This is a genomic window from Methylobacter sp. Wu8, assembly GCF_036440755.1.
Lineage (GTDB): Bacteria > Pseudomonadota > Gammaproteobacteria > Methylococcales > Methylomonadaceae > Methylobacter_A > Methylobacter_A tundripaludum_A.
The window spans coordinates 21984-28485 of the sequence record NZ_JAZGVT010000023.1 but is presented as its reverse complement, the minus strand read 5'-3'; the positions used below and the strand labels follow the sequence as shown (position 1 = coordinate 28485).

Below are 6502 nucleotides of genomic sequence, written 5' to 3'. Positions count from 1 at the left end.
CCGAAAGTGGTCAGGGCGTTACGCGGCAGGGTCTTGATATTAGCCTGGCCGCCGTCAACGCCGTTGCCGGTCCAGGCGATATGGGCCCATGCCTCAACGCTTGCCGGTTGGGTCACGGCGGTGACGGTGATGTTGCCGTTGCCGTAGGCGATAGTATAGCGCGAGGTATTGCCTTCGGTTGCTGTCGGGTTTGCAAGACCGTCGCCGGTGGTCACAGTCAAAGCCGTGAGTTGCGGCACCACTTCGATTTGAACCTCAAGTTGCGGATTGAGTTTGGCGGACACGGCAACCGGCTTGCCCGGTTGGGTCACCGCGTTGCGCGGCACCAGCCGGCGGTCATTTTGATGCTGTGGGTCTATGTTGCCGCCATCCCAGCTAAGATAGCGGTAGGCGTCCGGGATGTCCGGCATCATTGTTGCCCGTACCGTGACAGGTTCGCCGTCGGCAGAGTATTGAGCGATCCAGCGCTCTCCGTTATATATCGCGTTGCTGACATCCAGGCCGCCCAGCAGCGGCCGCACGGTCACGGAGATTTGCAGGCGCGTGTCGCCGAGCCATGCGGTAATGACCGCCGGACTGTCTTTCCGGGTTATCCGGTCGAGGGGGATTAGGCGGCAATCCTTGGTGGAGCCGGATTCGCCTCCCTCCCAGTTCAGGGACTCGATGACAGAAGGGGCGTTCGGCTCAACGACAGCGCGGATTACGACGTTGCCGACCGGCGCATAATCGGCGATATAGCGGTTATCGTCTATCTTTTGGGCGCCGCTGACTTCAAGACGCAGCAACCGGCCTTTTTCCGGTGGAGGGGGCGTTAGGGCTTCCGATAAATAGGCCACCAGCAACTGCACCTCATCTTGGAATGAAGCCAGATTTATATTGAGCTTCGTCGCCAGTGTAGGGGTAATGGTGCGGTTGGTGTTTAACTGTCCCATCTTGGTGATCGCCACATTGGCGGCGATCTGGTTTTCGACCATAGGCAGGATGGTGTTCTTCGCCGTATTTTGCAATTCGGCCATTGCGGATGTCGACAGAGATGGGGCAACGTTCGCGATCAGCAACTCCTGTTTGAAGTTGTTCAAGTGCTTGATGTCGTCGGCGAACGCCGGATTTTGGTTGTAATCCGGCCGTTCCTGAATATCGCTGACGACGACAGGCAGGCTCTCAAGGACTTGTTTTATTGATTGGTCCAGTTTGGGATTGTTTGACATGTTGACTTATTTCCTTATCGGGTGATAGGCTCGATGGGTTATTCGGTCTTCAGGAACGCGGCTATTGCTGGGGGATCCGATCCCTTTTTCGATGCGTTCCCGTCCTTAAGGAAATAGACGGTTTGCAGCTATTTTTGTGAATTACCCGTTACTGATCGGGTGAGGAACTGGGTGCATGGATTGCGTGGCTTACGCTCAGAGGATTTGAACGAGTTGGCAGGCTTCGCCCGCGCCATTCCCATCGCTAAAAAAGCCGGGATTTATAATGCCTGCCGGCTTTTAGTTCTTGTTGTCCAAGCTGAGCAGCCAGTCATCGAATTGCTTGGACAGTATGTCGTCTGTTTCCGAGCCGGAGGCCGGTGTCAAGCAGACTATAAGCGTCTGGATAGCGTCTTGCAGCAGGGCCATGTTTGCATTGTGGTCTATCGCATCCTTGGGCTCGATGGTTCGATGAGTGTTCAACTGTCCCATCTTGGCGATGACCACATTGGCGGAAATCAGGCTTTCGATCAGCGGCTGGATGGTGTTCTTTGCGGTACTTTGCAATTCGGTCAATAGAGCCGGGGACGGGGATGGGGCGTCTTTTACAATCAGCAGTTGTTGCTTGAATGCGTTCAAGCGGCTGACGTCCGCGGCAAATTCCGTGTTTTTGGCGTAATCTTTTCGCTGCTCAATGTCGCTGACGACAACCGGCAGGCGCTCTAACACTTGGTTTATCGATTGGGTTAATTTTGGGTCGATTGGCATGTTCTTGAGCTCCTTTCAGGGGGTGATAGGATTTATGAGGTTTTCAATCAAAAGAAACGCCTGAGGGTTTATGCCGCATTACAGCCGCCCTAAGCGAATGATTTGTGCGTCCGTTTGTTAATGAAAATGTAGCGGCGGAGAAACAATCGGTCCCGCTTAGCTGTCGACCAAGTGATCGTGACCGCAGTTCATGCTGTTATTAAGTTATGGCTACGGCGACGATGAAAAAACGGCCTGAGCCGTCCAGTGCGACATTCTGTAATGTCGTCACGGCGTTTTGGGTCGGGTCCCAGACGTAAGCAACGCGGCCTTCGTCCTGATTCCAGAACCAGGCGAGTCCCGGATTTTCTCCGCCGACGGCGTCTTTGTTAAATACGCCGGACGTTGCCAGCAGCGCTATGCAGTTCAACTGCTTGTTTGCTTTTTGCAATGCCTGGATTTTGATTACGTCTTTTTTAAAACGCGTCCAGGCATCGCGATGAGGATACTGAACACTGGGATTGATGCACTTGAGCTCTATATAGGTTTCATCGGCGATTGATATAGACTCTTTTCGATACAGGAAGAAGTCGCATCTTGCGGCATAGCGCGCATTGGAAGTAGTTCCTACCGGGGCAAGGCCATCATCGGCGTCATAGGTGAGATACGGGTTGAATAAGTTGCCTGACGGATAAGGCAGTTCCCTTTCGCAGATCCAGTTTTGGTTGAGGCTAACGAAGGTGCGGGCGATTTCAACTTGAAGCCAGACTTCCCAGCCGCCCCGGATGTCGGGCGTGTCGGCCAGAAAAGCCGCTGTCTGAGGGTTATAGTAGGCTTGCAAGTACTGGAGGAATGGCTTGGCGCGCATGATGTCGTTCTCATCCAAAAAAGAGTAAGGAGTAGAATGGCCGATGGGTCTTATCACTTAACCCGATCGTCTTTAATATTGGTGCTTTGCCGCCGCCCCGTATAACACAGTGCCGGAATCGCCCAATGCCTTAAATACTAAGACGGCGATGCGCGCATTTTGTGAAAATATTACTCATCGGACTTCGTTATTCAAAACGCTTGAGCCAGTTTGGTTGGATTCACAATTTTTTCGGCTGATCGTCTACTTAGGCAGACTACCTTCGATCTTACGGCCGGAATGTATTTTGTTTCAACGCCTGCAGGTTTACCGATGCCGGGAAATGGAGAGCGGGGTTATTCAGGACGGAGCCACTCCGGTTGTTGATATGGGTTGTCTGCTCACTATTAAAATCAATTAGGAGACATCATATGAACACAGTATTTTCTTTGGGATACCGTTTTGTGAAAACAGCGGTTATGGCGGCAAGTCTGCTTGCGGTGGCAAATCCGGCGTTTGCCCTTGAGATCAATAACAACGCGAATGCAACGTTGAACGTTTCTATCAAAGAATGCGCGAATCCGCCTATTTCCACCAAAGTAGCGCCGGACCAGACCTATGGTTGCGTTACCGGGGAACAGTGTTCTGGAACTTGCAGCTACAGTATTGAATCTTCCGGCAGCAATAGTTGTAACGGTAAGATTGACGCCGGCTCGGGCTTGCAGGTTAATCCCGGGCTGAATTGCAAACCGTATTAGCGCATTTCATCGTGCGGGCATGACTGTATGCCCGCCATTTGGATGTTTGTAGCCCAGGTTTGCTCAGTATGTAGTGGGCAATAAAAAGCCCGCATAAAGCGGGCGTGTTGAGTGCTGTTATTATTATTATTCAGTTGTCGTTTGTACAACTTGACCCAAGCAGTGTCACTTATTTTATTATTATTATTCAGCTAGTCTAAAAGACTAAATTCCCCCTCTTAGTCGGTAATTAAACCGGACTCACTCCGTTAAGCCGGGGCAAATTCTATTCAAATGGAACCTCGTTGTCTATTTAAAAATGGGGTTTTTTCGGAAAAATATAACGCTATCTTAAATGTGTAATAAATACAGTTTGTTATTGAGTGTTAGCGATTTCTAATAAACGAAACGGCAGGCAAGCAGTGCTTTTTTGTTCAGCTAACGTTCAGGTTCTTATCGGTTGAGGCGGGCTTCTTCTTCCTGATTGAGAAAGAAGCTGAGCCGTTCATTAAGGATCGCGGATAGCTGGAAATTAAGGCCTTTCGATTTTTGAGCCAGTTTTATTTGCAGGATTGCATCCTTGGTTTGCCCCGTTGCATAGTAGTATTCCGCAAGATAACGATGGGACTCGGCGGGGTGGTTTAAGTCGCTATAAACTTGCGCCAACAGTTGCGAATAAATCGGTTGTTGTTGGGTTTTGGGTTTTAACGACAGTAAGGTCTTCCGCGCCAATTCAGGCTTACCCGCTTTTAGCAGAGAGGTGACGTATTCGAGCTTGATGGCTTCGTTATTAGGAAATTGCTCGGTCAATTTTTTATATCGGGCAAGCGCTACAGTGTAATTCTTGGATTCCAGCGCTGTACGGGCAAGCGCGGTTATGTATTGAGGCTGGTTGGGATATTCTTTGATGAGTTGTTCAAAAATGGCTTCCGCTTCATTGTATTTTTGCATGTTAAGCTCGGACAGACCTAGTCCGTACCGGGCGACGGTGCGTTGTTCAGTCGTGCCCTGGATTGACCGGGACTGGAAGTATTTAAGCGTATCGGCATTGTCCTTGCCGGTCAGCACGCGGATTTTTGCTTTGGCTAACTGGTAACCCAGTGAGTCCGGGTATTGTTTATAGGGATAGGTTTCAGCGCGGCCGCGTGTGTCGGAAATACGTGACGCGGTAACCGGGTGAGTTCTTAAAAACTCGGGGATATTTTGCCCGTAATAGCGGCTGGATTGCTGTAAGCGTTCGAAAAAAGTGGGCATGCTGCGCGGGTCATATTGTGACGCCGCCAGGGTTTGCATGCCGACACGATCGGCTTCGGCCTCGTTCTCGCGGGTAAAATCAATCTGAAACTGCACGCTGCCGGCCTGAATGGCTACGATAGCGGCCTGACCAAGAGCGGGCGATTGAGTGCCCAATAAAATAGCGGCCAAGGATGCTGCGGCGGTAGGGATCGACAGGCGGCTGGAGGCTTCATAAGCGCGGTATAAATGGCGCTGGGTAACGTGGGCGATTTCGTGCGCCATAACCGAGGCTAATTCGCTTTCGGCTTCGGTGATTAAAATTAATCCCGAGTTTACGCCAATATAGCCGCCGGGCCCCGCAAAAGCGTTAATGTCATCTTCCAGCACCACAAAAAAATGGAACGGATTGCTCGGCGCATCGCTGTTGGCGACCAATTTTTCACCGATCGTCTGGATGTAGTGTTGAATTTCGGCATCCTGGTTGATGGAGATTTGCGAGTGCAGGCTGCGGAAAAATGCTTCGCCGAACTCTTTTTCTTCGGCGGGTGTAATCAGGGCGCCGGAGGAATCGCCCATGTCGGGCAATTCGATTTTGGTGATTTCAACGGCCTGCTGTGGGGCAGGGAACAGAGCAAGGCTCAAGGCTAGCGTAATAGCGGATGGTTTGAATTTCATACGATGAGGCGGAATAAAATTTAACTTGATTGTTGGCGGCTCAATCATCATATCCCGTCGGTTTATGAGCTTGAGTTTTATCCCGCGGATGCGGCGCGGGACAAGTCTATTGTTCCAGATATTCTTCTGTTTCGCAAAGCGGTAAGGATATGTACCGGTTGCGGCCTTTCAGCTTGGCTTGATAGAGCGCTACGTCGGCTTTGTTTAACAGGCTGTCGCCGTTTACCGGGATACCGGTATAGAGGCCGATGCTAATGGTTATCTGGTTGAACGGGCGGGATTTTAGATGCGGTATTTCCAGGTTGAGGACGGCGTTTCTGAGCTTTTCAGCAAATTGCTCGGCGACTTGTTGGGGTAAATGCGGCATTACCAGAACGAATTCTTCTCCGCCATACCGCGCCACTATGTCGGTAGCGCGGGAGAGTTGGGATTTTAATGCATTGGCGACGAGCTTTATTACATTATCGCCGGCCATATGTCCGTAGTAATCGTTGTACGACTTAAAAAAATCAATGTCGACCATGAAGATGGATAAAGAGTGTTTTCGCCTTTTTGCATCGGCTACGGCCATTTCGTAATGCGCGTCGAAGAATCTGCGATTGCAGATGTCGGTCAAGCTGTCGGTTGTTGCTTCTTTTTTCAGAATTTCCGAATGAGAGCGCAATATTTTTTCTCGCTTGATTGATGGGCTGGAGTCGGTTATCTGAATAAGACAGCAGGATTCACTCAACTGTGACTGAATGGGGGTGATGGTGATCGATTGATACATCCTGGTTTGCTGTTCAGTCCCGTGTGCGTTATACAGCGGTAGCGGCGCGCGATGCAGCGCCGTGGATAAAACCACCGGCAGTCTATATGTCAGCGTGTTTTTGAGCGCGGCCAGAAATGCGGGCGACACAGGTTCTGTAAACACTTTTTCAAGTTGCTGATTAAGTGCCTCAGCTTCTTTAATATTACTATGTTTGGCGATCCAGTTATTCCACAGCAATATCTTGCCGCAGTCATCAACAACGCACACGCCGAGATTAAGCGCATGAAATATATCTTCCATGTCAAAACGATTGCTCCCCGGC

Annotated in this window: 6 protein-coding genes; 1 reads left to right on the top strand and 5 read right to left on the bottom strand. The window is 50.6% G+C overall.

Going from position 1 to position 6502, the window contains the following annotated elements; all coding sequences use genetic code 11:
- From V3O24_RS01170 to V3O24_RS01160, 3 genes are all read right to left on the bottom strand, one after another.
- Nucleotides 1–1208, bottom strand: a 1208-nt coding sequence (locus V3O24_RS01170) for a hypothetical protein (RefSeq protein WP_331305803.1), incomplete at its 3' end; no start/stop codon positions are given.
- Nucleotides 1209–1487: 279 nt separating this feature from the next.
- A complete protein-coding gene (locus V3O24_RS01165) occupies nucleotides 1488–1955 on the bottom strand; it encodes a hypothetical protein (RefSeq protein ID WP_331305802.1) in 468 nt (155 codons plus the stop codon).
- Nucleotides 1956–2154: 199 nt separating this feature from the next.
- Complete coding sequence (locus tag V3O24_RS01160) at nucleotides 2155–2859, bottom strand: hypothetical protein (protein WP_331305801.1); 705 nt, start codon at nucleotides 2857–2859, stop codon at nucleotides 2155–2157.
- Nucleotides 2860–3212: 353 nt separating this feature from the next.
- Between V3O24_RS01160 and V3O24_RS01155 the strand changes: the two genes are divergently transcribed.
- Nucleotides 3213–3539 carry a hypothetical protein gene (locus tag V3O24_RS01155; RefSeq protein ID WP_331305800.1) on the top strand — a complete coding sequence of 109 codons (327 nt, stop codon included), beginning with the start codon at nucleotides 3213–3215 and terminating at the stop codon, nucleotides 3537–3539.
- Nucleotides 3540–3971: 432 nt separating this feature from the next.
- Here V3O24_RS01155 and V3O24_RS01150 read toward each other — a convergent pair whose 3' ends face one another.
- Both V3O24_RS01150 and V3O24_RS01145 read right to left on the bottom strand, forming a co-directional pair.
- A complete protein-coding gene (locus V3O24_RS01150) occupies nucleotides 3972–5429 on the bottom strand; it encodes a M48 family metalloprotease (protein ID WP_331305798.1) in 1458 nt (485 codons plus the stop codon).
- A 106-nt stretch (nucleotides 5430–5535) separates the two neighbouring features.
- The gene (locus V3O24_RS01145) at nucleotides 5536–6480 is read right to left on the bottom strand and encodes a diguanylate cyclase (protein WP_331305797.1); all 945 of its coding nucleotides are present in this window, start codon (nucleotides 6478–6480) and stop codon (nucleotides 5536–5538) included.
- Nucleotides 6481–6502: the final 22 nt, after the last annotated feature.

Excerpts from the sequence above, each read along its gene's own strand:
- V3O24_RS01165 (WP_331305802.1), bottom strand. The coding sequence starts at position 1,955 with ATGCCAATCGACCCAAAATTAACCCAATCGATAAACCAAGTGTTAGAG.
- V3O24_RS01155 (WP_331305800.1), top strand. The coding sequence starts at position 3,213 with ATGAACACAGTATTTTCTTTGGGATACCGTTTTGTGAAAACAGCGGTT.
- V3O24_RS01150 (WP_331305798.1), bottom strand. The coding sequence starts at position 5,429 with ATGAAATTCAAACCATCCGCTATTACGCTAGCCTTGAGCCTTGCTCTG.
- V3O24_RS01145 (WP_331305797.1), bottom strand. The coding sequence starts at position 6,480 with ATGGAAGATATATTTCATGCGCTTAATCTCGGCGTGTGCGTTGTTGAT.